The sequence below is a fragment of the Candidatus Eremiobacteraceae bacterium genome (assembly GCA_035710745.1).
Lineage (GTDB): Bacteria > Vulcanimicrobiota > Vulcanimicrobiia > Eremiobacterales > Eremiobacteraceae > JANWLL01.
In genome coordinates, this window is sequence record DASTCX010000040.1 from 20,545 (window position 1) to 46,812 (window position 26,268).

25 protein-coding genes and 1 tRNA gene are annotated in these 26,268 nt (G+C 63.8%); 14 read left to right on the forward strand and 12 right to left on the reverse strand.

The annotated features are described in order from the left end of the window. Positions 1-16: 16 nt before the first annotated feature. From VFO25_13860 to VFO25_13885, 6 genes are all read left to right on the forward strand, one after another. Positions 17-1,612 (forward strand): HAMP domain-containing sensor histidine kinase, encoded by a 1,596-nt coding sequence (locus VFO25_13860; protein ID HET9343989.1) that lies wholly within the window; start codon positions 17-19, stop codon positions 1,610-1,612. Further along, positions 1,605-2,267, forward strand: a complete 663-nt coding sequence (locus VFO25_13865) for a response regulator transcription factor (protein HET9343990.1) — start codon at positions 1,605-1,607, stop codon at positions 2,265-2,267. Before VFO25_13860 ends, VFO25_13865 begins: the two co-directional genes overlap by 8 nt. Positions 2,268-2,470: 203 nt before the next feature. Then, complete coding sequence (locus VFO25_13870) at positions 2,471-2,893, forward strand: hypothetical protein (GenBank protein HET9343991.1); 423 nt, start codon at positions 2,471-2,473, stop codon at positions 2,891-2,893. Between the two features lie 79 nt (positions 2,894-2,972). Continuing rightward, positions 2,973-3,290 (forward strand): STAS domain-containing protein, encoded by a 318-nt coding sequence (locus VFO25_13875; protein HET9343992.1) that lies wholly within the window; start codon positions 2,973-2,975, stop codon positions 3,288-3,290. Positions 3,291-3,441: 151 nt separating this feature from the next. Next, the gene (locus tag VFO25_13880) at positions 3,442-3,912 is read left to right on the forward strand and encodes an N-acetyltransferase (protein ID HET9343993.1); all 471 of its coding nucleotides are present in this window, start codon (positions 3,442-3,444) and stop codon (positions 3,910-3,912) included. A gap of 24 nt (positions 3,913-3,936) precedes the next feature. Further along, positions 3,937-4,500 carry a hypothetical protein gene (locus VFO25_13885; protein HET9343994.1) on the forward strand — a complete coding sequence of 188 codons (564 nt, stop codon included), beginning with the start codon at positions 3,937-3,939 and terminating at the stop codon, positions 4,498-4,500. A gap of 22 nt (positions 4,501-4,522) precedes the next feature. Here the strand turns inward: VFO25_13885 and VFO25_13890 are convergent, their stop codons facing one another. Then, positions 4,523-5,767 (reverse strand): ammonium transporter, encoded by a 1,245-nt coding sequence (locus VFO25_13890; GenBank protein ID HET9343995.1) that lies wholly within the window; start codon positions 5,765-5,767, stop codon positions 4,523-4,525. A gap of 249 nt (positions 5,768-6,016) precedes the next feature. On the opposite strand from VFO25_13890, the gene VFO25_13895 reads away from it, so the two are divergent. After that, a complete protein-coding gene (locus VFO25_13895) occupies positions 6,017-6,961 on the forward strand; it encodes a tetratricopeptide repeat protein (protein ID HET9343996.1) in 945 nt (314 codons plus the stop codon). Here VFO25_13895 and VFO25_13900 read toward each other — a convergent pair. Then, on the reverse strand, positions 6,958-7,392 hold the full coding sequence (locus tag VFO25_13900) for an Lrp/AsnC family transcriptional regulator (protein HET9343997.1): 435 nt from the start codon (positions 7,390-7,392) through the stop codon (positions 6,958-6,960). The two genes, VFO25_13895 and VFO25_13900, sit on opposite strands and share 4 nt — an antisense overlap. A gap of 118 nt (positions 7,393-7,510) precedes the next feature. Between VFO25_13900 and VFO25_13905 the strand changes: the two genes are divergently transcribed. After that, entirely contained in the window at positions 7,511-8,023 is a 513-nt protein-coding gene (locus tag VFO25_13905; GenBank protein ID HET9343998.1) for a hypothetical protein, read from the forward strand. Further along, on the forward strand, positions 8,020-8,577 hold the full coding sequence (locus tag VFO25_13910) for a hypothetical protein (protein HET9343999.1): 558 nt from the start codon (positions 8,020-8,022) through the stop codon (positions 8,575-8,577). The genes VFO25_13905 and VFO25_13910 overlap by 4 nt, the downstream gene beginning before the upstream one ends. 87 nt (positions 8,578-8,664) lie before the next feature. Here the strand turns inward: VFO25_13910 and VFO25_13915 are convergent, their stop codons facing one another. The 3 genes from VFO25_13915 to VFO25_13925 form a co-directional block, all read right to left on the reverse strand. Further along, positions 8,665-9,186 carry a DUF1264 domain-containing protein gene (locus tag VFO25_13915; protein HET9344000.1) on the reverse strand — a complete coding sequence of 174 codons (522 nt, stop codon included), beginning with the start codon at positions 9,184-9,186 and terminating at the stop codon, positions 8,665-8,667. Between the two features lie 124 nt (positions 9,187-9,310). After that, complete coding sequence (locus tag VFO25_13920; protein ID HET9344001.1) at positions 9,311-9,766, reverse strand: MauE/DoxX family redox-associated membrane protein; 456 nt, start codon at positions 9,764-9,766, stop codon at positions 9,311-9,313. 87 nt (positions 9,767-9,853) lie between these two features. Then, a tRNA-Val gene (locus VFO25_13925) sits at positions 9,854-9,925 on the reverse strand. A 235-nt stretch (positions 9,926-10,160) separates the two neighbouring features. Between VFO25_13925 and VFO25_13930 the strand changes: the two genes are divergently transcribed. Next, on the forward strand, positions 10,161-10,364 hold the full coding sequence (locus VFO25_13930) for a hypothetical protein (GenBank protein HET9344002.1): 204 nt from the start codon (positions 10,161-10,163) through the stop codon (positions 10,362-10,364). A gap of 15 nt (positions 10,365-10,379) precedes the next feature. Here VFO25_13930 and VFO25_13935 read toward each other — a convergent pair whose 3' ends face one another. After that, a complete protein-coding gene (locus VFO25_13935) occupies positions 10,380-12,455 on the reverse strand; it encodes a hypothetical protein (GenBank protein HET9344003.1) in 2,076 nt (691 codons plus the stop codon). Between the two features lie 201 nt (positions 12,456-12,656). Between VFO25_13935 and VFO25_13940 the strand changes: the two genes are divergently transcribed. Beyond that, entirely contained in the window at positions 12,657-13,946 is a 1,290-nt protein-coding gene (locus tag VFO25_13940; GenBank protein ID HET9344004.1) for a choice-of-anchor tandem repeat GloVer-containing protein, read from the forward strand. On the opposite strand, the gene VFO25_13945 is transcribed toward VFO25_13940, so the two are convergent. Then, a complete protein-coding gene (locus VFO25_13945; protein HET9344005.1) occupies positions 13,924-14,055 on the reverse strand; it encodes a hypothetical protein in 132 nt (43 codons plus the stop codon). The genes VFO25_13940 and VFO25_13945 overlap by 23 nt on opposite strands. Positions 14,056-14,214: 159 nt before the next feature. On the opposite strand from VFO25_13945, the gene VFO25_13950 reads away from it, so the two are divergent. Further along, the gene (locus tag VFO25_13950; protein ID HET9344006.1) at positions 14,215-15,891 is read left to right on the forward strand and encodes a hypothetical protein; all 1,677 of its coding nucleotides are present in this window, start codon (positions 14,215-14,217) and stop codon (positions 15,889-15,891) included. 105 nt (positions 15,892-15,996) lie between these two features. On the opposite strand, the gene VFO25_13955 is transcribed toward VFO25_13950, so the two are convergent. The 5 genes from VFO25_13955 to VFO25_13975 form a co-directional block, all read right to left on the reverse strand. Beyond that, positions 15,997-17,382, reverse strand: a complete 1,386-nt coding sequence (locus VFO25_13955; GenBank protein ID HET9344007.1) for a hypothetical protein — start codon at positions 17,380-17,382, stop codon at positions 15,997-15,999. Continuing rightward, positions 17,382-18,809: a hypothetical protein gene (locus VFO25_13960; GenBank protein ID HET9344008.1), complete on the reverse strand. Its 1,428-nt coding sequence runs from the start codon at positions 18,807-18,809 to the stop codon at positions 17,382-17,384. The genes VFO25_13955 and VFO25_13960 overlap by 1 nt, the downstream gene beginning before the upstream one ends. Before the next feature lie 37 nt (positions 18,810-18,846). Then, complete coding sequence (locus VFO25_13965) at positions 18,847-19,044, reverse strand: hypothetical protein (GenBank protein HET9344009.1); 198 nt, start codon at positions 19,042-19,044, stop codon at positions 18,847-18,849. A 26-nt stretch (positions 19,045-19,070) separates the two neighbouring features. Then, complete coding sequence (locus tag VFO25_13970; GenBank protein HET9344010.1) at positions 19,071-22,631, reverse strand: AAA family ATPase; 3,561 nt, start codon at positions 22,629-22,631, stop codon at positions 19,071-19,073. 106 nt (positions 22,632-22,737) lie between these two features. Continuing rightward, entirely contained in the window at positions 22,738-25,122 is a 2,385-nt protein-coding gene (locus tag VFO25_13975; GenBank protein ID HET9344011.1) for a bifunctional diguanylate cyclase/phosphodiesterase, read from the reverse strand. Positions 25,123-25,198: 76 nt separating this feature from the next. Between VFO25_13975 and VFO25_13980 the strand changes: the two genes are divergently transcribed. Together VFO25_13980 and VFO25_13985 are read left to right on the forward strand one after the other, a co-directional pair. After that, complete coding sequence (locus tag VFO25_13980) at positions 25,199-25,615, forward strand: prepilin-type N-terminal cleavage/methylation domain-containing protein (GenBank protein ID HET9344012.1); 417 nt, start codon at positions 25,199-25,201, stop codon at positions 25,613-25,615. After that, the gene (locus VFO25_13985; protein ID HET9344013.1) at positions 25,581-26,267 is read left to right on the forward strand and encodes a hypothetical protein; all 687 of its coding nucleotides are present in this window, start codon (positions 25,581-25,583) and stop codon (positions 26,265-26,267) included. The genes VFO25_13980 and VFO25_13985 overlap by 35 nt, the downstream gene beginning before the upstream one ends. Position 26,268 lies beyond the last annotated feature (1 nt).

Genomic DNA, 26,268 nt, shown 5'->3' on the forward strand with positions numbered 1-26,268 from the left:
AAGGGAAACCCCGTTCGTGCAACCGCGTGTCGCGATGTGGCTGTCGGTCGCGCTCCTCCTCGGCGCGTGGATCGTCGACATGTTCACACCCGAATCGCTCGTCGCGGCGATCCTCCTCGCGGTCCCGGTCGCGCTCTCCAGCCTCTTTTTGGAAAAACGTTTCACCGCGTGGGTGGTCGTGGCGGCAATCATCGCCGACATCGTCGCCGGTTGGTACAACGGCTTCCACCAGGGTGGACACTACACGGCGATCGCGATCGCGAACCGAGCGCTCGCGGCTTTCTCGATCGTCTTGGTCGGCGTGCTCGGGAGCATCGCGCAGACGGCGGCGCTGCGAAGCGGGCGCCTCGCCGCACGCCAAAAGCAAGCGGAACGCGCCGAGGCGATCAGACATGCGTTCGAGCGCATCCGCTCGTCGCTCAACGTCGACCTCGTCGCTCGCGCGATCGTCCGCGAGGCGATCGGCACGCTCGGTGCTCGCTCGGCTCAGCTATACTTACTCGATGCTTCGACCCAGCCGGAACTCGTCTACCGCTATGACGGGACGCAAGCCGACGTGGGTGTCGAGCGAGCGACGCCGCCATCGCCGTTGACGCAATTCCTCCGCCGCGCGATCGAGAGTCGCGATCTCGTATCGCTCACGCCGAGCGATCCTGTGGCGCGTCTCGCGCTCGACGCTCTGCACGCCGATGCCGCGAGCGTCGTGCCGCTCGCCGACGCGCACGTCTCGCTCGCGATCCTCGTGCTCGCGAGCGGAGACGACGGCCCATCCTCGGGCGAGCGCGAGCCCGATGTGTGGGTCAGGTCGTTCGCCGAACAGGCGGCCACCGCGATCGCGCACGCAGCGACCTTCGTCGAACTCGGCCGGAAAAACGAAGAGCTCGCTCGGGCGAATCGCGCGATCGACGAACGCGGACAGGTCATCCGCGACATCGTGTACGCGCTTTCGCACGATCTGCGGACGCCGCTCTCAGCCGCCGCCATGACGATGCAGCAGGCGCTCGAGGGCAAGTTCGGCGCATTGCCCGCGCAATACGAAGAGATCGTGCGTCGTTCGATCGAGTCGAACAGCGAGCTCCGCCGCCTCGCCGAGACGCTGCTCATGGTCGCCAAATACGAGTCGGGCGAGCACTCGACCGAGCGCGGACCGGTGCAGCTCGGCTCCGTCGCGCGGAGCGTCGTCGACGAACTCGATCCGCTGTGGCGCGCGAAGGGGATCCGCATGCGAGTCGGCGATGACGAGGGCGCCGTTGCCGCGGGCGACGCCCGCGAGATCAGGCGCGCGGTCATGAACCTCGTCGCGAATGCCGTGTCATGGACGCCCGAAGGTGGTACGATCGCCGTCGGCGTCAAACGCGATGGTGACAACGTCGCGCTGTCCGTCGAAGATGACGGTTACGGCGTGCCGCCGTCGGAGAGGCCATCGTTGTTTCAGCGGCTTTCGACGAACGATGCTTCGCGCGTCGGTTCCGGATCCGGTCTCGGCCTCTACATCGTTCGCCGCATCGCCGAGAATCACGCCGGCGCGGCGACATATCGCCCGGTGGATCCGCATGGGAGCGAATTCGCGATCGTCATCCCCGCGTACACGCAAGTCGGACAGCATGCCTGAGCCGGCGGACGTACAAGGCCGCAAGGGCCGCGTCGTCATCGTCGAAGACCATTCGCTCACCCGCGCAGGGCTGCGGCTCGCGCTCGAAGAGGCGGGCTTCGAGGTCGTCGGCGAGGCGGATGACGGTCTGCGCGGTTGGGAAGCCGTCGATCGGCTGATACCGGACGTCGCCGTCATCGACGTCGGCTTGCCGGGTATCGACGGCATCGAGCTGACGCGCCGCATCCGCGCGGCGCATCCCCAGACGCGCGTCGTCATTCTCACGATGCACGACCTCGATAACGAAGTGCTCGCGGCGCTCGCTGCCGGCGCGGACGCCTATTGCGTGAAATCGGGCACGCCGACTGCGGTAATCGCGGCCGTACGCGCTGCTATCGAGGGCGCGGCTTACTTCGACCCGGCAATCGCCCACGTCGTGCTCAGGCACGTCGGCAGCCCTCAGGTCTCCAGGCCCGCCGAGAGCTCCCCGCTGACGGAGCGCGAGACAGAGATCCTTCGGCTCATCGCTGACGGGGTCGGCAACGTCGAAATCGGTCAGCGATTGAGCCTCGGCCTGGGCACCGTCAAGGGCCACATCCGGGATATCCTGGGAAAGCTCTCTGCCGCCGACCGCACCCAGGCGGCAGTCGTCGCCCTCCGCCGCGGTCTGATTTAGCCCCCCTGGTCGGCCCGGGAGCGGTCGAGATTTATCTCGACCCCCGCGACCCGCCCTTCGACTGTAGCGGTCGAGCTTTAGCTCGACCGCCGAGGCCTAGCCGCTTGCCGGCTAGTCGAGCAGGTAATGGCATTTTATGGGCTTTTCGTGTGAAGATACGTTGTGGTATTGACTATGTGATTAGACTGGCTATAATACGTGATATGGACGCTGCCTCCACGAACGACCGGCTCGCCCAGGACGACGTCCTGTCGGACGTAGATGCGCACGGGCACGCGATGGAGATTCCGATCCAGGCTGTCGTCTCCGAGCTCATCGACCGGTTAGGCGCACCGTTGGTGGCCGTGATCGGCGGCGTCCGCGAGACGCGCGCCGTGCTTCAGTGGACGAACTCGAGGACACCGCAGCGGCCGAACGTGCTTCGTTTCGCACTCCAGCTCGCGACGATGATCGCGGGGATGAGCGACGTCGAGATGGCGCGCGCCTGGTTCGAAGGCAGCAATCCCCAGCTCGACGACGCGGTTCCCGCACTCATTCTCCGCGATCATCCATTAGCGGAAATCCAGGCGAATCTCATGGCGGCAGCGAGGTCATTCGCGCTTCGAGGGAGCCCCAAGGCGTCCTGAAATCGGGCGGTCGTCACCGATGCAAAACCCCCAGTTAACCCGCGTTGTATCCATGTCACATTCGTTATAGGATTGTGCCATGCAGCTATATCGCGATGTGGCGCGCGCGGCGTTCGTCAGGCAGCCGATCGGCGACGACGAGTACATCCACGTCTTCGGAGAGATCGATACCGAGACCGACGCGGACTTCCGTCAGACCATCGCTGAAGCGGCTCGAAGCGCGAAGCGCGTCGTCATCGACTTCAGCCGCTGCACCTACGTCGGATCGCAAGGCTTTGGCGTGCTCTTCGATGCGAAAAAACTGACTGATCTTGCCGTCATCGCGCCGGCGCGAATCAGGCGGCTTATGGGCATCGTCGGCCTCTCCAGCCTCCTCATCGGGCCTCACACAGACTGAAATGGAGCGGTCGACCCTTACGGTCGACCGCCGATAAAGAACTTGGGAGCGGTCGAGATTTATCTCGACCGTGTGGTATGCCGAGCGAAGCTCGGCGTGGAGCGGTCGGCTCAACAGGCCGACCTCCAGTCCTCACCAAACCTCATCGTCGATGAGCGACGCCGTGCTCGGCGAAATCACGATCGATGAAGCGGATGACGACGACCGCGAATGGTGCGCGCAGCTCATGGCGTCGTCGGAACCGTGGCTGACGCTCGGGCGGACGATCGATCAGACGCGGCCGCTCTTCCATCGCACGGACAGCGAGCTCTATGTGGCCCGGCGCGACGGCATGGCCTGCGGCTTTCTCTTACTGAGAGATCGCGGGATCATCTATTCTCCGTACATCGCGTCGCTCGCGGTGTCGCCCGACTCACGCGGGCTCGGGATCGGTGGCCGCCTCCTCGATTTCGTCGAAAAACGTGCACGTGAATCATCCAAGCACATCTTCCTCTGCGTTTCTTCCTTTAATACACGCGCGCAAGTGCTCTACGACCGCCACGGCTACGCCGTCGTCGGCGAGCTCAAGGATTACATCGTCGACGGGTTTTCCGAGTATCTCATGAGCAAGCGTTTGCGATAGTCGCGCCATCGGAAAGGAACTGTCGTGTCGGTTGAGTGGATCGGGATCATACTGTCGGCCGCGACCCTCATCGTCATCGGCGCGACGGCGGTCGCCGCGGTCGTCCAACTCCGACACCTGCGCGCAAGCAATCAGCTCAGCGCTCTGCTCGAGATCCTCGATCAGTGGAACGCGCCCGCGCTGCGCGAGGCATATGCGCGGTTCCATAGCGACTTACCCGCGAAGCTGACCGATCCGAACTTTCGCGCCGATTATTCCAACGAAGGCAGCATGGATCGAAGCGCGCATCCGGAGATGCTTGTGTTCGACTTTTGGGAGCAGGTCGGCACGTACGCCAAGCACGGCCTGATTGACGAACGGATCTTGCTCGACATCATCTCGGCGCAAGTATATAACGCGTGGAAGAGAGCCTCGCCGGCGATCGTGCTCGCGCGCAAAACCAACGGTGGCGCCGTCGCCGAGAACTTCGAGTACCTTGCGGTCAGAGCCGCACTGTGGAACAAGAAATACGGCGACGGGACCTACCCTCGAAGCCTTCCACGAATGACCGAACTCGAGCCGGGGTCGGCTCGAGTTCCTAGCGACTGACCTCCAGATCCGACGCGGCGGATCAGAGCCCGAACGGATACGCCTCTTCGCCGTGCAGCTCGACGTCAAGTCCCCGCTCTTCCGCCGCCGGATCCACTTTCGCGGGTGTGATCTTGTTGATGAGCCACAACATCGCGTAGGTGAATACGAACGCCCACAGACTGCAGACGACGGCAGCGGTCACCTGCTTGCCGAAGAAGCCGACGCCGCCGAGCAGCAATCCATCAGCGCCGTTCGGATTCCACGCGGTCGACGCGAACACACCCAGTAGGATGATGCCGAGCGAACCGCCGATGCCGTGCACGCCCCAGACGTCGAGCGCGTCATCCCAGCCGAGCCGGTTCTTCAGCGCGACGGCGTAATAGCAGACGAGGCCCGAGACGATGCCGTAGATGACGGCCGTCGTCGGCGAGACGAAGCCGGCCGCCGGCGTGATCGTCGCAAGCCCCGCGACGGCGCCGGTCAATAGCCCGACGAACTTCGGCTGACGTCCGCGGACCCACTCGACGATGAGCCACGCCACCGCTGCGAACGACGCCGCGATATCCGTGTTCAAGAACGCAGATGCGGTCACGGGATCGACGCGAAGCTCCGAGCCCGCGTTGAAGCCGTACCATCCGAACCACAACAGGCCCGTACCGAGCGCTATCAACGGAACGTTGTGCGGCCTGTTTTCGACCACGGAACGGCGACCGACGTAGAGCACCGACGCGAGCGCCGCAAAACCCGCGGACGCGTGGACGACGATGCCGCCGGCGAAATCGAGCACGCCCCATTTCGCGAACAACCCGAGCGGGCTCCAGAGCATGTGCACGAACGGGAAGTATACGAGGATGAGCCACGCGGTCAGGAACAGGAAGTACGCCTTGAACGTGACCCGGTTTGCGAACGCACCGGTGATGAGGGCAGGCGTGATGATCGCGAACATCATCTGATACGCGATGTGCACGATGAGCGGGATACCTGCATCGTTCCCCGTGAACATCGTCTGCAGCGTCACGCCCTTGAGGAACGCGTAGTAGGTCGGATCTCCGATGATCCCGTGCCAATCGGGGCCGAAGCACATAGAGTAGCCGAACGCGTACCAGAGGACCGTCGTCCACCCGAGCGACATGAAGCTTTGGATCATGATCGTCAGGACATTCTTGCGTTGGACGAGGCCGCCATAGAAGAACGCGAGACCGGGCGTCATGAGCATGACGAGGCTCGCGCAGATCAGCATAAAAGCGGTGTTGTAACCGTTGAAGACGGGGATGTGCGGTGTCACGTCGGCTCCTTGTCTTGCGCCCGGACGCTAGCAGATCGCGCCACGCGCAAAAAGCCGTCCGACGATGCATATCCATGCATGGTCGCGACGGGAAGGTCGTAAATTCTTCGCCGGAACCGGCGCGCCACGCCTGCACATCGCTGCGAAGGCCGCCCGACCGAGACGCTCGAAAACGAACGGCTGGCGACCGGAGCTCGGCATTTCGAACGACCGACGGCGCTGTTCAGCTCTCGCTTGGAGGCGTGATCGATGATCGCTTTGATCGTTCCGACGCTCGTCGCATCCTTAATGCTGGGCTCCGATTCTGGATCGGCGAAGGCCGAGTCGCTCGTCAAGGCTTGTAGAGCGGCGTTCAACGACAACCATCTAGATACCGCGCTCGCCGATTGCAACAAGGCGATCGCCCTCGATCCTAGCATAGCCTCGGCTTACGCGTTTCGCGGCGATATCAAAGACGTCCGCGGGGATCATCATGGCGCTCTCGCTGACTACAACATCGCCCTGAAACTCAATCCGAATTATCAGTACGGCTATGCGACTCGTTGCGACACGAGACGCGAACTCGAAGATTACACGGGCGCCAAAGCCGATTGCACGAAGGCGATCGGTCTCAACCCGGGCGACGGCTACGCATACGACCGTTTCGGCTATCTCGATCTCGACACAGGCAACGATGCGGCAGCCGTCAAGCACTTCACGACCGCGCTCAAGAACGATCCGACGCTCGTCAACTCGTATGCGGGGCGATGCCACGCCTACGACAATCTCGAGAAATACTCGCAAGCGCTCGAGGACTGCAAGAGCGCGCTCGACATCGACCCGAACAGCGATGATGGGCTCTTCTATCTCGCATGGGCTGAGCGCAACGACGGGAAGGCAGCCGATGCCATCGGGCACTGGAACACGTACATAAAACGCAACCCAGACGACGCCGTCGCCTTCTACAACCGTGGGCTCGCCAATCGCGACGCGGGCGAGTTAGCGGCCGCGAAGAGCGACTTCGGCACGTACATCGAGCGCAAGCCGAAGGACGGTGACGGTTTCTACGAGCGTGGGCTCGTCGAAGAGAAGCTCGGCGACAAGGACGCAGCGCTGACTGATATGAAAGCCGCGCTCAAGCTCTACCAGATCGCGGGCGACGACCAGAGCGCGAAGCAGGCCACCGACGAGATCAACAAGCTCGAAGGGAACTAGGCGCCGAGCTTCGTCTCACCGAGGATCAGCCGCGTGTGCGTCTCCTGCACACCCGGCTGCAGCCGCAATTTGACGATCTTCTTGAATAGATCGTCCTGATCGGCGCACGCGAGCTTCACCTGATAATCGTAGTTCCCGCTCACGGTCGTGTATTCGACCGCACCTGCGAGCGTGCGCAGTGTCTGTTCAAGCCGCAACGAATCGGCGCCGGGTTTCACCCGGATGTCGACATAGACGATGAGCGGCCGGCCGAGCGCGGTCTGATCGACGATCGCCGTGAAGCCCTTGATCACCCCGCGGCGTAGCAATTTGCGGACGCGCTCCGCGGTCGCATTCGGGCTAAGATTGGCGCGCCGCGCGAGTTCGAGGAACGACATCCGCCCGTCTGTCGCAAGCAGACGGATTAATTCGCTGTCGATCTTGTCACTCATGGTGAATCAAACCACCGATTGGCAATTTCATGGCGTATATTTGGTGATAATCCATATTTGTGCCGTGATATACTTGCTCCGCGGGTCGTATTCCGCCTCGATTTGGAGTATCGTAACGATGTTGACCGCTGCCCTCGCCGTATCCGTCGCCGTCGCTCTTGTTGCCGCATCCCCTCAACCCGCACCGAGCCCGGCCCCGTGCACGTCGACCGAGCACCGGCAGTTCGATTTCTGGATCGGCGATTGGAACGTCAAGGACACCGCATCGGGAACGCCTGCCGGGCACAACCTCGTCACGCTCGAGCAAGGCTCGTGCGTTCTCCAAGAGCACTGGCGAGGCACTGATGGCTCGACCGGCACGAGTTTCAACATCTACTACGCCGGCGATAAGCAATGGCACCAGACGTGGGTCGACAGCACCGGTCTGTTATTGCGGCTCGACGGCGGACTCGTCGACGGCAAGATGGTGCTCAGCGGCAAGCGCGTCAACCGCGCCGGCAAGCTCGTCACCGACCGGATCGTTTGGACGCCCGAGGCGAACGGCGACGTCCGGCAGGTTTGGGACTTTACGTCCGACGACGGAAAGACGTGGCAGAACGTCTTCGACGGTACGTACGTGCGCGCCCATTGAGGCGATCGTCGACGTTCGCGATCGCTGCAGGCATCGCCGTGTTCGCGCTAGCCGCAGCTCAAGCGTCTCCGGCGCCGGCGCAGCCATCCGCGCCGGCGTCGGCGACATGCGACAAAGATCCTGGCTTCCACACGCTCGATTTTTGGCTCGGCACTTGGCGCGTCACCGTTGACGGCCGCTACGACGGAACCGACGTCGTGACGAAGATCCTCGACGGCTGTGCCGTGACCGAAGATTGGCGCGATGCCGGCGGCGGCAAGGGCAAGAGTCTCTTCTACTACGACCCGTTCGAAAAGACGTGGTCGCAGGTCTGGGTCACCGATGAAGCTACCGTTCGCGGCGGTCTTAAGATGAAGCGTCTCATCGCGATCTATCCTGATAAGGGAACCCGTTTCCAGGGCATCTTGCCAGGACCACCTGGGTCGAAAATCGTCCTCGATCGCACGACGCTCACGCCGATCGACAACAATGCGGTCCACCAGATCATCGAGATCTCACTCGATGGCGGTTCGACGTGGCGGACGACGTACGACGCGCGCTACACGCGCGAATAAGGGGAGCGGTCGAGATAAATCTCGACCGCCGCGACCTTTCCTGAGTCTGTAGCGGTCGAGCTTTAGCTCGACCGCCGCGGACTCGCCTTACTTGAGGATCGTGATTGTCGGATCGCCGGTCGGCTTGCCGCCGGTCGACCGCGGATCCCAGAGTATCCAGACCTTCCCGTAGGTCTCGAGCAGCGACGCGATGACTTTCTGCGACTGCTCCTTGGTCAGACCCGGCATCATCGCGACCTTCAGTTTCGGGATCTCGACGCGATGGTAGTGCCATTTCGCGCGCTCGTCCGCGCTGTACGTCTTCCACACCGACGTCGGTACGATCGTCTCGACGCCGACCAGGTGTCCGTTCGGACCGTCCGAGTCGTAGAGCTGGCACTCGATGAACGACGGTGAGAACGTCTTGCACCAGTGGTGGATGATCTCGTCGGGGTGGCCCGTATAGTGCTGACTCGCATCGATATGGAGCGTGTAGCCGGCTACCGGCGATGACGTCGACGCCGACATCATGCTTGCGCTAGCGACCTGAGCCGGCCGGTGGAAGAGCGCGATCGAAGCGACGATCGCGAGCAGTGCCGCGAACGCGGCGGCGTACTTGAAGCGCGACATGGACCCTCCTCTCGTGCGACCGGGCTCAAAACACGAAGAGCCCGTCCGCGAACCGTTGACGTGCTTATGCGCGAGAGTTAGTCGAAGCGCAGGCCGGACCTCTAGAACCGAAGGCTCGTGCGGCTCAAATTGTACGGCGCGACCAGGCGGTCGATCCGGGCGCCGAGACCGTCGCTAGGAGCAGCGCACCGCCGAACGCAGAGAATACGCCGTAGCTCACGGGTGCGACGATGCCGAGCGCGACGGTCATGGTCACCGCGAAAGCGAGGAGTAACCCCGCAGCGACCCTGGCCGCCAGTCTCGGCCAAAGCCCGAGCATCAGCGCTATGCCGAGGGCGGATTCGATTATCGTGTCGACGATCGCGAGCGGTGAAGCGAGGGCGCTGGGCACGAACCAATTGAGGATCGCGACGTACGCGACGAAGTGCTGCCAGTCTCCCCAAGAAACGTTTCTCGCACCGTGAGGGCCGAGCACGCCGAAGCGATCGGCGACGGAGACTAGAAACGCGCTGCCGAGCGCCAATCGGACAATCCACGCGGCGACCGAGACAGCGAACTTGCTTTTCTCGCGCTTGCTCATCAGGCATCCGGAGTTCGAGCGTCGTTAGGTTAGTCTTGCACCCGGCGCGATCGGGTCAGTAGACGGCCAACATAGTTCATCGAAACTTGGGCGAAGCAGGGATCGAACCTGCGACCCCTCGCGTGTGAAGCGAGTGCTCTACCGCTAAGCTATTCGCCCAGATGTCTCGCGTTCTACCACGTGGCCCTTCGCGCTGCCTGCCGGCACGAGCGAACTTCGGGCAGTTCGGTGTTTGTTGCGGACATCGTGTGAAGTTCCGACGAAGCCCGTGAAGGTCGATAGCCACATGTGAATCTGACTATCACAGGTAGCGCTGGCCCTGTCATATCCGGGCTGCTGGGCCAATAATACATACGTGAGGTCTTTTGCTACGGCGGCCTATCGAGACAAGGTCATGGCGGACTGGGTACGCCTGTTCAACATCATCGTTCGCATGGTCGTCTTGTCGCTCATGGTCGGAACCCTCTTGGAGTTCTTGCTCGTCAGCGTCCAAGCGGCGAAGACGAGCTCGACGGATGTCGCCCGCGCAGACTATCAGGTGTTCGACTCGCAGCCGTCGCCGGACTCGCAATCCATGGGGATCGCCGGCGGCCATTAAGATCCGCGATGGCGGTCACGTACCCTTCTGGCCGCCCACGTAGAAGATCACCTTCAAGATCGCCTGCGGCACCGTCACGAGCGAGTTCGGGTCGCCGTATGCGAGGTAGAACTCTTCGTCACGCGTCCGCAGGTGATACGCGACCGAGACGTTCGAACATTCGCCGATGCAGTTGCCGCCGCCGTTCGGCACGGGGGCGATGCCGATGACGCGCCGCAAGCCGAGCGCGAACGACGAGCTCGAGCTGACCTGGTATGCATACGCCGCGCCGTCGAACCATTGGACGTTGTCGTTGATACCTTGCGGCATCCACTGCGCGGTGTCGTCGACCGTGAACGTCAGCGAGCCGCGGCCTCCGACCTTGAGCGTCGAGCTGCGGAACCACGTGTCGAGCGTGCCGACGCCGTAGCGGCCGGTGTACCAAGCGATCGACGTCGGCGTCGACGATGCCCCATGGGTCGGGAAATTGTTCAGGTTGTTCTGCATGCCGCTGTGATAGGTGAGGCTGACGCCGGCGCTTTGCGAGATCGGCGCAAGCACGGATGTCGGCCCCGTCCCAAAGCGCCAGTAGTCGGAGCCTGAGGACAATTGCACGTCGATCGTGTTTTTCGTCAGAAGATCGAGGAGCACGCTGTTGTCGCTTTGCGCTTGGCCGTCGGTGACGCCTTGATAGCGGTCGCCGAACACGCTCACGCCGGCCGACGTCAAGATATCTTGCGGCGCGAACGACCATACGCGCGCGGAATAGAGCGCGTAGCCCGCGATGCCCGGGTGCGAATCGAAGCCATCGAGCGGATTGAACTGATCGCCGAGCTTTCGGACCGCTCCATAGAGCGCGAAGGTCTGCGATCCCCAGCCGGTGCCCGCGTCGATCCAATTCGCCTGCGATGCGTCGGTCACGAGCGTGCCCGATTCAGTCGCATAGTTCGCGTAAGCGCTGAAATTCCTGCCGTTGAACCACGACACGCCGCCCTCGTTCGAATCGTCGATGGTGCCGGGCACATCGGTCGCTACGTGTTGGAACGCACCGTTCCAATGCGTGTCGGGCGACGTGTAGTTCAGCGCGCCGGCGGCATCCGTGCGGCCGGAGCCGATCGAGTCGAAACCGGCGAGCCCGAATAGCCCTTGGCGGCCTTCGAACGCATAGCCGTCGAGCGGCGTCGGGATCGCCGGAGTGTAGAGCGTCGTGTGGAAGCCGCCGCAGACGTCGCAGTTGAAGTTATTGTAGTAACCCGCTGATTGCGTGAAGAACGGCCGGACTTCGCCGAAGACGCGTGCATACACCGTCGGCGAGATCGATTGCTGGTCGAGCTCGACGTTCGAAAAATCCGGGTGGATCGTGCCGAAGACGGATGCCGTCTGCGTGACCGGCACCGAGAAATCTGCGCCGAAGTGCGACCCCGAACCGCTCACAGAACCGCTGGCAACTCGATCGAGACCGTAAAGGCCGATGCGCGGGCTAGGCAAGGGCGGGCGGACGACGAGCGACATAGTGACGTCGCCTGCTCGAGATACGTCGTCGGGATTCGTTTGGGTGGCGTCGTGCGCCCATACGTCGAGCTCGCCGGTCGAGCGCACGTAGCGCGCGAACTGCATGAGCCACGTGCCCTGATGCGCACCGTGGACGACGGCAAGCGGGATCGCCATCGTCACCGTGTAGCCGTCCGCGTTCGTCCAGCCGTGTGACTGCCATTGGGGCGCGAACGCCGTGTTCTCGCTCGAAGCCTCGTTGTGCGACCCGTTCGGGTTGGCTTCGAATTGGTATTGGAAGCCGCCGGGTCCGGTCGGCCACAGATCGACCCACACGGCGTCGTCGCTCCACGCGATTCCGCCCCCGATGTTGCTTCCGCCGGTGACCACGTCATCGCTATGCTGGTTTGCGATGATCGGCTCGTGCTGGACCGCATCGAAGCGCACGTACAGATAATGCCCATCCGTCACAACGCGCACGGCGGTCGAGTCGGTCGCAGGCTTGTCGTGCTGAACGTTCCAGGGCAGCGTTATCGCCGTGGTGACCGGCCACGATGCCGCGCCATGACTGCTGTCGAGCGGCGGTGGCGCCTGAACGGCGGGTACGAGCAAAGTGAGCATTTTCGCGCCTCCGACTCCCTCATGACAGACGATAACAAATCCGGATAGCCGTTGTCAACTATAAATATAGTAGTAGTGACTCGCACTCGAGTAGGCCGCACATATACTAATTGCTACTCGGCCCGGCCTAGAAGTGTGTCAGTGTCGGACTGCGAATCGCTGGCTCAAATTTCAGGGTCGAGTGGTATAATCTCGCAAGTCATGAACAGGTTCACGAGTTTCAGCTTGGCGATCGCCGCTTTGGCCGCGGGGCTCACCTTCGTCGCCACCACGAGCGCCGCGGTCGCACGTGAAGAAGCGATCTACCGTTTTACGAACGTCGCCGACGGTTTCGGGCCGCTCGGACTCGTCGCCGACGCAGAGGGTGATCTCTACGGCACGACCTACCTCGGAGGCCCGAACACGAATTGCTATCTGGGCTGCGGCACGGTCTTCGAACTGTCGCCACCCTCGACGCCGGGCGGCAAGTGGACGAAGACGACGATCCACGCCTTCAATTCGGACGGTGTCGACGGTTACCAGCCGACGCCGACGATCTTCCTCGCCGACCCTGAGGGCAACGTCTACGGCACGACGTACTCCGGCGGCGCGCACAACGCCGGCGCCGTCTACGAACTCGTGCCACCGATCGAGCAGAACGAGCCGTGGACCGAGTACATCCTCTTCTCCTTCCAGTACGGCGGTACGAGTCCCGACATCGGCGACGCGCTGTTCCCGACTGCTGGTGGCGGATTCTACGCGACGACTATCGAGGGTGGATCTGCCGGAGGCGGCACGCTTTCGAGCCTATCGCCTGGGACCCGTTCGCTCAAGCTAAACGTTCTCCACGCATTCGATCGGCAGCGCAACGCTCGGCCCCCTGGACGATCACTCGTCTTGGATCGTAGCGGTAACATCTACGGGATCAGGTTCGGCATGAACGGCGTGTGCACGCCCGATTTCCCCTCGTATTGCGGCACGGTATACCGCTTTATGCCCGGCACGTCAAAGTACGACGTACTCCACCGCTTCGAGGGCGAGAGCGACGGCTGGTTCCCGAACAACGAATTGACGCTCGGCGCGAACGGTCATCTCTTCGGAACGACGCAGGCAGGCGGCGCCTACACCCAGGGCATCGTGTTCGAGCTCGAGCCGAATAAGAGCGGTCCGCCGTGGATCGAAAATATAGTCTTGAGCCTCGGCGCCGATGGCGACTTTGACCCACTGGGTGGCGTCGTCTTAGGGAACGGTGGCTCTCTCTTCGGCACGACATCTGGCAACAACATCAACGCCGGCGCGGTCTACCGCTTGTCGCCGCCCGGCATGCAGGGCGGATCTTGGACGGAGTCGATTCTTTACCGCTTTAGCGGCGGTGCGGATGGCGACATGCCAAACGACCAGCTGACCCGAGGACGCGACGGATTCCTATATGGCACGACGTACGCCGGCGGTAAGGGAACGTGCTCGTACTACGGTCCCGGCTGCGGCGTCATCTTTCGCGTCGCGCCGTAAGCGGCAGTCCCCGCGTGCCGAAGAACGTCGCTGAACCTGGCATGACGACGTATGTCCAGCCGCCCTTTGCGGGCGATTTGCGCAAGATCGCGGTGAATCGCTTGTCCATGAAACGCTCATTGGAGGAAGTGTCGGCACGTCTAGATTTCTGACGGCGCTGTTCGAGACCTAGGCCATTGGTCGCAAGTGCCTTCCTCCTCGCTTCATTAAGACACGACTCAACTGGGCGTCGCCTAGTCGCTTCGGATCTTGAGGAGGATCGAACTTGATGAAGCCCCTGAGCTTCTTGTGTCGCATCGCGTTCACACTAGCGTTCGTCGTTGCGTTGCTTGCGACTGCGTCGCACTCCGCGCTTGCGTTTAACCCGACCGTCACAGCGCAGCCCGTCATCGGACGGCTCGTCTACATGCATCAGGTCAACATGCGGTTCGCCCCGCAGGCGAAGTACATCCCGATGACTCGCGAGGGCGAGATGCCGTTCCTCGTCGGCGTCAGCCCGGCGACGTGGTATCTGCGCAAAGAGGCAGCGCGGCACAATCCGATGGCGCCGTACGACGTGCACGCGTTCCCCGGCAACTACGATCTGATGCCGAACACGCCACCGGCGAGCGTGAAGTTCGACGGCATGGCCGACTCCGCGAGCATCTGCCAGTATTTCGGCGGTTGCGAGCCGCCCGACATGGCCGTCGCAGCGTCGTCAAGTTTCGAAGTCCAAGCGGTCAACACGTCGGTGGCCGTCTACGACCCGACCGGCGCGATCCAGCCCGGCTGGCCGAAAAATTCGCAAGTATTTTTCAACGTTCCGAACCCAGGTTCGTGCGATCCGAACGGTCCGTTCACGAGCGATCCCCGCGCCATCTACGATCCCACGGACGGCCACTACTGGGTAGCCATGCTCCAAGTCGAGGGCGCGTTCGGTATCAACAACTGCCCGCTTCAGTCGCTCTATTGGGTGGCGGTCACGCAAACAACCGACCCGAACGGCACGTGGAACGTCTACGCGTTCGACATGACGTTCGGCGCGCAAAATGCGGCTGACTACACGCAGATCGGTCTCGATAAGCGGGCATTCTATTTCGGCGGAAATATGTTCAACAAGTTCGGATCGGCCTATCTGTACGACGAGATCTTCGCCGCGAGCAAGGCAGGTATGGAAGCCGGTTCGACCGTCACCGCGCACGGACTGAAGGATATCAAGGTCGGGTCGACGCTGCTCGACACCGTCCAGCCGGTTGTCGCGGAAGGGCGCTCGGCACCCGCCGAGTTGTTCGTCAGCTCGTTCAACATGGACTCCGACTGCTCGAGCGCCTGCACCGGCATCAACGTGCTCGCGATGGCGCACGCTCTGACGAACCCGTCGCTCACGATGCAAACGGCGACGTCGATGAACTACTCGTATCCGCCGAACGCGGACGAACCCGGCTGTTCGCAGTGCGTTGAGACGCTCGATACGCGCATCTCGGCGACGCCGGTGTACACGAAAGGCAACATCTGGTTCGCTCTGGGCACCGGTGCGAATAACGGTTCGGGCGGTACGGTTCCCGGCGTCATGTGGGGCGAGATCACGCCGACGTTCAGCGGAACATCGCTGACCGCCGCGACGATGGCGCAGAACGGCGTGTTGTCGTTCACGGGCGACCGCGACGCGTCGTTCGGCGCGCCGATGCCCGACAAGGCCGGCAACATGGCCATGGTCTTCGACTCGATGAGCAGCACGCTCAACCCGTCGATCTACTACGCGGGCCGCCGGCACGCCGACGCGCTCGGCACGCTGGAGAATCCCCGCCTCCTTCGGATGGGCATCACGGCCACGTTCGACGGACGCTGGGGCGACTACGAAGCGTCGAGCTACGAGGGAACTACGACGAATCGCATCTGGATGGCGTCTGAGTATTCGCCGTCCAACGGCGACTGGGCCTCAGAACTCGGCGCAACCAAGTTCTAACCAACGATCCCGACAATGACTGTAGCGGTCGAGCTTTAGCTCGACCGCCGCGGCCTCGCCTCACTTAATGTAGTAGGCCGGGCGAATGCTCGGCCTTTTTTTCGTTCATATCGCTCCGGGTCGCGACGTGTGTGGATGCATACGTTCCGGCGGCGCCATCCTCGTGACGTTCGTCATCGGCAACCGCGGCGCGTCGACGCCAGTCCGCTTCGCGACGATCCGGTATTCGAAGCTCAGGCTGTGATGCCCATGCCGCAGCTCGCGCACGATGAACCCGTTCGGCCCGCGAGTCGCGACGAAAAGCCCCTCGCAGTCGCCTTCCGGCGTCACCGCCACGAGGTACTCGCTCGCCGGATCGATGACGTTGACGAATTTCGGATCAAGCGCGACGTTCGCGACTCCGTCGATCAGAGTCGCTTCACCGTTGTCCTCGATCGTCGGCTCGGTCTCCATCGGTGCGTACTCGTCGACATCGTGGACGCGCTTTCCACCGATGATGCAGCCCGAATTACAAGAGCCGTGCGTATGGATGAGCCCGTCGATGAATATGTCACCGCCGTCGGTCACGTTGAAGTCGGCGGTGCCCGATGAATTCTCCAGGTTCAAGACGCCCGTTCCCGTGTTCGACGTGCCCGAGAAAATGTCGAGGACTTGGGAGGCTCCCGGTGCGGCTGAGAAGGTCACCGTTCCGGAATCTATCCGCAGCCCGTTCCCGCCCTCTATGCTCCCCAATGCGCTCAGGGTGCCCTGATCGCTGATTTTCCCCACGATCAGGTTGCCGCTCAGAAGCCCCGCGCCGGTGCTCGACACTTGGAAAACGTCTCCTGAAGGCCCGACTCCTTCGATGAGCAGGTTCGTCGGCCCCGATGTATGCTGGACGACGAGCGAAGACGCCGAGTCGTTCGGGCCCTGATTCGTCACGATCGACGACGCGCTTTGCGAGAAGGCATAGATGCCGTTCGCGCTCGTGCCGTTGCCGAACGCGTGAAGGCCGTCGTCCGCCGGACCGCCGTCGGCGAGCACGCCCGCGCCGTTGTTGTCGTGCGTCGTCGCTATGTCGCGGCCGGCGACACCGAAGGCGCCCGCTCCCGCGGTTTGTCCATAGACGCCGGTGGAGAGCGCCGATAGGCCCTGCACGGCATTGTACGACGCCGACGTGCCGGTCACGCCGGCCCCAAAGGTCGAGGTGCCGAGCACTCCGGAATCGAGGTTGCCTGACGTGCTCAGATCCTCGCCGAGAACGCCCGCCTTGCCGGCCGTCTTTCCCGCGCTCTTGAACTTCGTCTGGCCGTGCAGCGCGTTGCCCTTCATCGAGACGCCCTTGATAGCGTCACCCGAGCCCGTGTTATCCCACTCCAAGCAGGGCGTCGAGAGCGCACACGACATCGCACCCTCGATCGCCGCCCGCGCCGGCGGTATCGTGACCGTGACGATCGCACAGATCGTGAGCGCGGCACATGTCGCGATCAGCGCTCGTAGATGTTTGCCCATCAGTGACCTCTTTTCAGCACGCGACGGACGGCGTGCGGCGCCGGCGGCATCGCGACCGGACGGACATCCATCATCGGCAGCCGCGCCCCGCTCACGCCGAAGCGCTTCGCGACGATGCGATATGCGAACCCGAGCGTCGCATGACCGCCCTGAAGTTCGCGTACGACGAAGCCGTCCGAGCGGCGATCGGCGACGTAGAGGCCTCGGCAATCGCCTTCCGGCGTGATCAATACGACGTAGTCCGAATTCGTGTCGATGACATTCGCGAACTTGGGATCGAGCTGCACATGCGCCACGCCTCCGACGAGCGTCGCTTCCCCTGTGTCCTCGATCGTCGGTTCTGCTTCGGATGAAGCATACGCATCGACCGAGCGCACTTGTTTGCCGCCTTGAAGACAACCGGTATGGCACGACCCGACGGTAAACAAGTGACCCTGGAGGTACATGTTGCCGTACGTCGTGACTCTCAAATCCGTAAACCCGGCGTGGCCGACGTCGAAGACATCCTGTTCGAAGCCGTTTGAGCCCTCGGCCCCTTGGACGTAGACGGTCGGCACGTTCGTGTTGTCGTAGCTGATGAGCCACGCCGCGTTGCTGTCCGGGCTCGTCACATACAGCGCAGCGGCATTGGAGGGACCGTAATCGTCCAACACCCCGGAGTTTGCGATCGAGGTGCTTTGCACGGCGCCGGCATTCAGTGATCCGGCGAACAGCTCGCCGGAGAACGCGGCGGTCCCTGAGTCCTGAAGATAGAAGATGTTCCCCGACGTGCCTTGGACTGAGATCGCGTCGTTGATGACCTTGCCCGTGTCATTGATCGAAAGTGTCGGCGCTAGGTCGGTCGATCCGACGTTAAGGGCGAGCGCCGAACCGGTCTGCGAGAACGCGTAGACGCCGTTCGCGTTCGCACCGTTGCCGAACGCGTGCAACCCGTCATCGCTGGAACCGCCGTCCGCGAGCACGCCCGCACCGTTGTTGTCGTGCGAGGTCGCCGTGTTGCGGCCGGCGACGCCAAAGCCGGGAGCGGAGCTGCTCTGGCCGTAGACCCCGCTCCCGACGCTTGAGGAGAACCCCTGAACCCCGTTGTAGGCCGATGACGTGCCGGTGACTCCCGCTCCATTCGTCGACACGCCGGACACGCCTGAATCGAGATTTCCCGAGGTCGAAAGATCCTCGCCGAGCACGCCGGCCGTTCCCGAGGTTTTGCCGGCGCTCTTGAACTTCGTCTGCCCGTGCAGCGCGTTGCCCCTAGAAGAGACGCCCTTGACCGCATCCCCGCCACCGGTGTTATCCCATTCCAGACATGGCGCCGATTGCGCGCACGACATCGCATCCTCTATCGCCGCGCGAGCGGGTGGGATCGATGCTATGCCAACGACAACGGCGGCGATAGCGAGGCAGATCAGGCTAAGCTTCGTGTGTTTCATGACGACAAGGTAACAGAGCGCCGTGCGCGCCGCGTGCTTATCGCCGCTGAACGCTCGGGTCCGACCGCAATTGGAGCGAGATGAAGTCGCCGACTTCAGCGGCACTTCCGACGAACAATCGGCGACCTGTCGCCACGTGCTGCACCGAGCCGCGCCACTGCGGATCGGCGCCGCCGCGCTCCCGCCACATCCGAACGAGGAAGACGTGTTCTGTCCGCTGGTCGCCGTTGTCCAATGACCGCTCCGCTCGAAAGCCGTGGATCAGCGCGTCCGGCGGCGCGTGCCTGCCGGCTGTTTGCGCTTCTTGGCCCCACCATAGCCGACGGGCGCGCCGCCAGCGTACGCGGGCCATTCGCCGCGGTCGGCGGCCGCCACCGTCTCGACGCACAGGGGTAAGGAAAGGAAGGCGGCCCGCGTCTGCGGATCGGCGATCCGGCCCGCGAAGGCTGCCATCTCCGAAACGGCCCGATCGAGCAGCTCTCGGGCGCCCGTTTCGTCGCCTGTCGCGCGTTTGACGAGCGCTCCGACCCACCAGCAATAGTGCGGCCAGAAGCTGCCTGCGTTCGACGACTGCGCGACCCCGAGCATCGTGTCGGCCACAGCAACGGCCCGCTTGAGGTCGCCTGCTTGGAGATAGGCGACCGCGAGATCGCACTGATCGTCGAGCACGTCGGCCGGCTCGAGCACCGCCTTACGCAGCGCCAAGCCTTCTTCGAGGTGCCGGAGACCCGTCGTGATGTCTCCGCTTGCGCGCTCCGCGTTCCCGAGATTCGAGAGCGCCGCCCCTTCGAAGAGCGGGAACTTGATCTCGCGCGAGATCTCGAGCGCCTCGATCGCCAACCGCTTCGCCGATTGCGTGTCGCCGCCGAGCAGGCTCGACAGGCTCATGTTCACCTTCGTCACGGCGAGCGGCCGCCGCTCGTGCGTCCGTTCGACGAGGCCGAGCGCGCGCTGGCCCAATCGGGCTGCATCGTCGAGCAAGCCGAGGCGCATGGAAAGGACGAATTCGTTGGCGAGCGCGTGCGACAGGCCGCGCGCGTTGCCGATCGCCTCCATCGCGGCGGCTGATTCGGCGAACGCCCGGCGCGCGCCGTCGAAATCCGCTTGCCACGTCGCGACCGTGGCCAACCGCTGGAGCGCGTCAGCTTCTTCTTCCCTGTCGCCTATCGATCGCGCGAGCGCGAGCCCTTCGCGAGCGAGTTCGGCGGCGTCGTCGATCTGATGACGCTGGAGCGCGGTCACCGTCGCCGTCGCGATCGCGCGCAGGACGAGCGATTTGTCCGCGAGGTTCTCCGCGCGCTTGCGCAGCGACGACAGAAAGCGACGCGAGCCGTCGAAGTCGCCTGCGACCGTCGCGATCTGCGCGAGCAGCGCGAGCGCTTCGATTTGCCCGGCGCCATCGCCGAGCTGCTCGTACGCGTCGAGCGCGCGCATCGCGGGATCTTCCGCTTCCGCATGGCTCGTGTTGAGCACGAGATAGTCGGCGCGTGCGAGCAGCGCCTCCGCGTGCCTCCGCTCGTCGCCGGATCGTGCGGCGCGCTCTTCAAGCCCCACCACGGCGGCACGGTACCGGTCGCGGTCGCCCTGACCGCGCTCGAAGTTCACACGCCGTCGCATGGTCTCCCATGCGAGGCCGTCATCGGTCAAGGCGGTCGCCAGCCCATGCAGCGATTCGATGTCGCGGGCCTGTTCTTCGCGACGACCCGCACGGCCGAGCGCCCGCTCGCGGACGAGCAGCGCCTGCGCGCGGACCGTATCGTCCTCGGAGAGATCCGTCGCCTTCGTCGCGTGCCTGATGGCATCGTCACTCGCGAATAAGCGGAGTGCGTGGCGACCGGCGTCGACGTACGCCGTTGCCGCGCCCGCAAGGTCGCCACCGCGTTCGCGATGGAGCGCAAAATCGGCTGCGCCGAACGTCTCGCTGCCTTGTGACCGCTCGCTCAAGATCTGTGCGATCCGCCGGTGTCGCCGCGCTCGCACATCCGCATCGATGCCCTCATAGATCGCAGCGTGGATGAGGTGGTGCGTGAAGACGAAGTCGTAGCGGCCGCGCGCGCCGGCTTCACGCACCAAGTGACGATCCATCAATTCGTAGACGCCGTCGAGCACCTTGCTTTCGTCGATGCCCGCGACGTCGCGGACAAGGTCCACCTCGAAACCATGGCCCGCGACCGCTGCGAGCTCGGCGATATCCCGCCCGTGCTCGCTGAGCGTCGCGACGCGCGACGCGATGAGCGACTGCAAGACGACGCTATTCCCCCACGCGTCGGCTCCGCCACGCAGCGCCTCGGTGAGGAACAGCGGATTGCCCTCGCTTCGCTCGTATCCGAGGCGCGCGACCTTCGCGCGTTCGTCGAGCGCGACCGGCAGTTGCTCGACGATCCGCTCGACCGCTTCGAGCGACAGCGGCCGGAGCGCGATCGTCTGGACGACGCCTTCGGCGCGAAGCTCGTGCATCACCGACCGAAGCGGGTGTGAGCGCCCGGTCTCCTCATCCCGGTACGTTCCGATCAAGAGCACGGCAGAGCGCGACAGTCGACGGGCCAAAAAGGCGAGCGCGGCGGCGGTATCGGCACCGGCCCAATGGAGGTCCTCTATGATGACGAGCAACGGACGCGGACGCGCCATCGCGCCGATACATTCGCTCATCGCGTCGAGTAGGCGCAGTCGCTGCCGTGCGGGATCCACGGGCGAAGCGTCCGTCAGACCTTCGCGCCACACCGCCAACTCGGGAACGAGCTGGGCGATGATCGATGCGCGGAGCGGATCGAGATCGAGCGACGCGACGAACGGCAAACTGTAGCGGAGCGCGTCGGCTATGCCTTCGTAGGGCTGACGTTCGTCGTACGTCGTCGAGCCGATCGAGATCCTCGCGCCCTCCGCCTCGACGCTCGTCGCGAGCTCGGCCACGAGCCGCGACTTGCCGATTCCGGCCGCACCCCCGACAAGCACGAAGCCGCCGTGGCCGTGGGCGGCGCGCACCCACGCGGCGCGCAGTTGTTCGAGTTCGAGTTCGCGGCCGGCGAAGGGCAGGACGTCTTCGGTCGTCCGTCGCGAGCTGGTCGCGCTCTCGTCTATGCGTCGAGGAGCGGCCAGCTGAGCGGGCAGCGGAGCATTGCGCACGATCGCTTCACGCGCGACGAGCGTCTCAGGCATCGGTTCGGCGCCAAGTTCGCTGCGCAACCGCTTCGCGAACGAGTCGAAGGCCGCCAGCGCCCCCGCGCCGTCGCCGTACTCGTAGCGGCACGCCATGAGCAGTCGCACCACGTCCTCGCGCCAAGGGTCGGCGGCGAGCAGCTGGCTCGCATATTCGGCCGCACGTTTGAAATCGCGGACATCGCGATGCTTCGCGATGAGGCTTGTGAGCGCGCCGAAATACGCGTTTCGAAGGCGTTCGCGATGCGCGACCACCCAATCTTCGTAGGATCCTTCGAGCAGATCGCCGGCGTAAAGCGCGACCGCGTCGGCTTGACTTTCCGAGGTCTTGCACAAGCGCTCGAACTCCGCGACGTCGAAGCGCATCGCGCCGTCGCCGTTCCAGCGCAGAAGATCTTCGGTCGCGAGGATCCACGGCTCCCCGTCTGCTCGTGCCGGCAGGGCCTTGTTCAGGAGGTAGACGTAACGGCGCAACTCGGAGAGCGCTCGGGTTTCCGACTCGTCGGCCCACAGCGTGAAAGCGAGCACGTTGCGCGAGACCGGCTCCGAGCGGCTCAGCAAGAGGTAAGCGGCGAGTGGTATGGTCACTCCGCGGTTCGGGAGCTTGATCGCGTCGCCGTCCGCGAGGAACTGTGGATGGCCGAGCAGCCGGATCTCGATCACCACGCCCTGTTCTTAACAGGTGGAGCGGTCGACCTTTACGGTCGACCGCCGCGACATCGCGTTTTTGAAAGGGAGCGGTCGACCTTTACGGTCGACCGCCGCGGCTTGTCTAGACGGCGTCTGCCGTGCGGCTGTTGCGCAACAAGAACTCGAGCGCCGCATCCGCGCTCAACGATTTCGAGAACAAGAATCCCTGAGCTGCCGGACACCCGATCCGCTCGAGGTGCGCGGCTTGTTGTTCGGTTTCCACGCCTTCCGCGACCACCGAGATGCCGAGTGACTTCGACAGCGATATCAGCGCATGGACGATCGCCGGAGCCGCAAGCCCGTCGTGCGGGCTGCGTACGAATGATTGGTCGATCTTCAGCGCGTCCATCGGCAGCAGCTGGAGATAGCTGAGCGACGAATATCCGGTGCCGAAGTCGTCGAGGACCACAGGAATGCCCATCGCGCGGATCTTCGCGAGCGCCTCATTCGCGGTGCCGTTGCGATCGAGCATAGCGGTCTCCGTCAGTTCGAGCCCGAGGCGCCGCGGGTCGACGCCGGTCTCGTCGACGCATGTATGGATGAAATCGACGAATGATGGATCGGCCATCTGATGCGTCGAGACGTTGACGTTGAGCTTGACGTCGGGCACCCGCGCGTCGCGCTGCCAGCGCGCGAGCTGCGAACACGCCGAACGGACCGCCCACGCACCGATCGATCGCATGAGCCCGACCTCCTCTGCGACGGGGATGAAGATCGACGGCGCGATGCGCCCGAGGGTCGGGTGCGTCCAGCGCGCGAGTGCCTCGAAGCCGACGCACGTGCGACGCGGCAGCGACACGATCGGCTGGAATTCGAGGCGCAGTTCATCGCGCTCGATCGCGTTGTGCAACTCGATGCCGATACGCCGCCGTAGATCGTCGTGCTGCGCCATGGCCGAATCGTATAGCACCGCGCGCGCACGGCCCGTCGCTTTGGCACGGTACGTGGCGGCATCGGCTGCTCGCATCAGCGCATCGCCGTCCGCGAAATGATCGCTCCACAGACAGATGCCGATGCTCGCCGTCGCCCGCATTTCCGCGCCGCCGACCAACGTCGACGCGTCGAGCGCGCGTTCGAGCCTCGCTGCGTGGTCGAACGCCTGCCCGGCCTCCGCGACCTCAGGTAGGAACACCGCGAACTCGTCGCCGCCGTAGCGGGCGACGATGTGATCGTTTGACGCCCACGTCCGTAAGCGTTCGCCGACGTGCGTCAACAGCGCGTCGCCGGCCGCGTGACCGTGCGTGTCGTTCACATATTTGAAACTGTCGAGATCGACCATGAAGACCGCAAACCCCGGCGCGGTACCCGCAGAACATTTGTGCACGGCCGCGTCGACGATCTCGTCGAAATAGCCCCGGTTGCGCAGACCCGTCAATCGGTCGTGGGTCGCGTCGTGCTGCAGACGTCGTTCCGCGTTCTTGCGCTTCTCGATATCTTGCACCATCCAGATCGTTCCCGGCGGCGCGCCGTCCGCGTTCGCGGGTGCGATCGTCGATGTCTGTTCCACCCATAGCGTCGAGCCGTTCTTGCGTCGAAACAGGCGCTCGCGACGTTCGCCGACCGCACCCGCCTCCGCGCCCGTGTCGCCGTCGATCGCCCACTCGCCGTACGACGACCCGTGGAGTTCTCGCTCCGAGAACCCAAGCATGCGTTGGAGCGCCTCGTTCGATTCCAGGATCCACCCTCGCGCATCGGTCAGCGCGACGCCGATGACCGAACGCCGGAAGAGCGCCTGGAACTGCGCTTCGGCTTCTCGCCGGTCGCGCTCTGCGACGTGCCGCGCCACCTCCGAACCTATCCGCGCTTGCTGCTCTTCCGAACGGATCGCCGACTCCGCCGTACGCAATGCGCGTCGCTGCGCGGGAATGATGACGAAGCCGATGCCGATCCCAAGGATCAAAAACACGACGGCGCCGGACGCCGTCGACTCAGCGCGCACGGCGATCATAGCTCGCTCGGCGGCATCGTCATAAAACGAGGCCTCCGCAGCAAGGGCGTCCGTGTATGCGCTCTCGCGCGACGCGAACCCGCCGATGAGCGGCGCTAAATCGTCCGTTCGAGAGGACGAGACCGCTGCCAGCAGATCGCCGGCCGAAGCGAACATGTCTTGAGCGGCGCCGCTGGTCTCCTGCCTCAGGCCGGCGAGCCGCGCTGCGTCCGCTTCGTCGAGACCAAAGGAGACGCTCGGCACGGCGTCGGCCGCATGCAGATCGGCAAACGATTGCGCGATGGCCGCGGAGGCTTGACCGGTGATCGCTCCTGCGGCGGCGCTGCCGACACGCGCGGAATAACCGAGCGCATCGTTCGCCGCGGCGATCCGCGCGCGCGTGATGTCAGCATCACGTTGGGCAGAGCGCTCGATGCCGACCGAGTGCGCTACGACGACGAACGCGACGCACGCCGCCGCTACTGTGAGCGCCGTCACACCGACGACCTCGCGCGTGATGCCTATCCCCTTAGGTCTCATCTCCTATTTGACGGAACCGCCGGCCCGAAGTTACATGACTTTTGTAACGCACACACCGCTGTATAATCTTAGTGATATGCGGTCCCGTGGTCTGAGCCTCATCGAAGCGATGGTCGGCATGGTCGTGCTGCTCATCGGCATCCTCATGCTCGTCGGCGCGATCCCCGCGGCGTACGGATTCACGGCTCAAGACTCGGTGCGCGTCCAAGCGGTCTCCGCCGGTCAAGAATATCTCGACGACATCCGCCAATACATACAGTCCTCGGGCGTCGATACGAATCTGCCGCCCGCACCCACGGTCAGCGTGGTTCCGCCCTCGTTTTCATCCGATGGAACGGCGCCGGTGCCTGTCGCGCTGACGTTGACTCCGTCGTGCACGTCGCGCTCGCTGTTCAGCTTCGATTGCTCGGTGAACGTCCAATGGTCCGCCGATAACGGGCCGACGCAAAAGGTCAAGGTTGAGAGCTATATCACCTCGCAAGCCGGCTTCTAGCCGCGGCATCTCGATTCCGGAGATCCTCATCGCCGCCGCGATCGGCATGTCGGCGATCGGCCTCGTCATCGGGTTGTGCAAGCCGATCCTCACCGCGCAAACCATCGAGCAGTCGTCGACCAGTGAGATCCAAGTCGTCGATGCGACGTTGTACCGGCTGCAGCGCGACGTCAGGCAAAGCGACACGAACGGCATCTTCGTGTGCGCGAACGCGAACAACGCGATAACGTGCACGCAAGCATCGACGTACAGCTCGCCGACCGATGCGCCGGCGCTCGCCATTCTCACCGCGGAATCGGACGGGAGCGGTCCGACACGCTGGGATTCCACCGGGCATCCTTTGTGGACGGGCTTCAAGATCTATTGGCTCGCAGCGGGCACGGACGGCGCCGACTCGATGTACCTCGCCTTCGAGCCCGCATCGGTCTCCTTGAACGCGGAACCATTGGTCCTCAACTCCGACGCGGCGCAAGCGGTCTCAGCCGCTCTTGCAGCAACTGCACCGGACCGCGTCGCCGACGATATCTTGAGCCTTCAATCCTACGCCGACGTGACAAAGGATCACGTGGCGCTGCGTCTCACCGCCCTCGAAAATCCCGACGATTTGTCGAGTCAGCTCTCCGTCCAAGGCGACGCGTATGCGCGGAACTAGC